Here is a 1,390-nt window from a genome sequence, read left to right as displayed (position 1 = left end):
ATCAACTTAAATACACAAAGTGCATTATGTATCACACTATAGACACCCTGCTCGAAAAACTCGGTATTGGGGCGAAAAATCGTGCTATACACATACAATTTAGCCATAAAATACTCAATAGCCAAGTCTTTTTACAACGTGTCGATGGTACGCACCACCTCAATCAGGGCATCAAGCTTCAGTTAATCTGTTTATCGAATGTCCCCAACATCGCCCTCAAACAATTTATTGGCAGTCAGGTGGCTGTGGATGTGGTTACAGATCAATCCAAACTCAGTCGAATCACAGGCATTGTCACTCAAGCAGATGTTGGATCAAGCGATGGCTCACTGACCCTATACCGCCTTCAAGTTGAAGATGCCACCGCACTATGGCATCACCGTCGTAACTCACGTGTATTTATGAATAAATCGGTGATCGATATTGTGCAGACCCTATTTCAAGAATGGCAAAACAAAAGCAGTCTATTTGCTTCAAGTCTTACCCTCGATCGAACAGGGTTAAGTAAAACATATGACATTCGCCCATTCACCATGCAATCGAATGAAAGTGACCATCACTTTATCACCCGCTTACTGCGCAGTGAAGGCATTAACTGGCTTATTGATGAACCTGAGCCGATGGTTACCTCAGTGCATAGCCCTATTCAGGCGCAAACATTCAAGCTAATTGATGATAATGCCCAGTACAGCCGTTTAACCCGTCAAAGTATTGCACACCATCGCAGTAGTGCTGTTCAGCCTTATGACACGATCAGCAGTTTAATTGCACAACGCCAACTTCAACCCACAGCAGTACACGTGCAACGCTGGCATGCAGACCGTCTTGAAGTTGAAGAAGGTGCAGGCAGTATCATAAGCACACATCAACAGAGCGAACAACACAATCACAGCAGTTTGGGTTTAGAGCAAGCATGGCACTTTAGCCCGGCATGGGTGACAGATTTTGAAAATACCGACGATGCAACAGCCGCAAGCCACCATCAAGTGGAACGCTTCAACCAACAGCTTAGTCAATCTTATGCACTACATGCCAAGCAATTCACTGCCACAAGTACAGTGCGTGATGCGCAGGTCGGATACTGGTTTAAATTGCAATCTCAAGGGGTGATTGATAAGGTTTTACATGCCTTTGACCGATCAAAAGACACTACCCAAGATACAGAAAAAGACCACGAGTTTATTATTACAGGTAAAATATTTTATAACCAAAATAACCTACCTAAAGACCTTAACCAACAGATACAAGCACTCGTCCACCAAAGTGATTGGCAACCGAGCACGCTTGCACATCTCAAGCAGGATGAACGTCAAGCCAATCATCTGATTCTACAGCGTCGCCATGTGGCCATTATTCCAGAGTACCACCCGAAACAGCACAAACCTGTTGT

General features: G+C 44.4%; 1 protein-coding gene. It reads left to right on the top strand.

The window, feature by feature from the left end; all coding sequences use genetic code 11:
• Nucleotides 1-26 precede the first annotated feature (26 nt).
• Nucleotides 27-1,390, top strand: a 1,364-nt coding sequence (locus BLS38_RS12795; protein WP_213030523.1) for a phage late control D family protein, incomplete at its 3' end; no start/stop codon positions are given.

Source organism: Acinetobacter boissieri, from assembly GCF_900096955.1.
In the GTDB taxonomy this organism is placed as follows: Bacteria; Pseudomonadota; Gammaproteobacteria; order Pseudomonadales; family Moraxellaceae; genus Acinetobacter; species Acinetobacter boissieri.
This window is presented reverse-complemented; position numbering and strand designations above follow the sequence as displayed.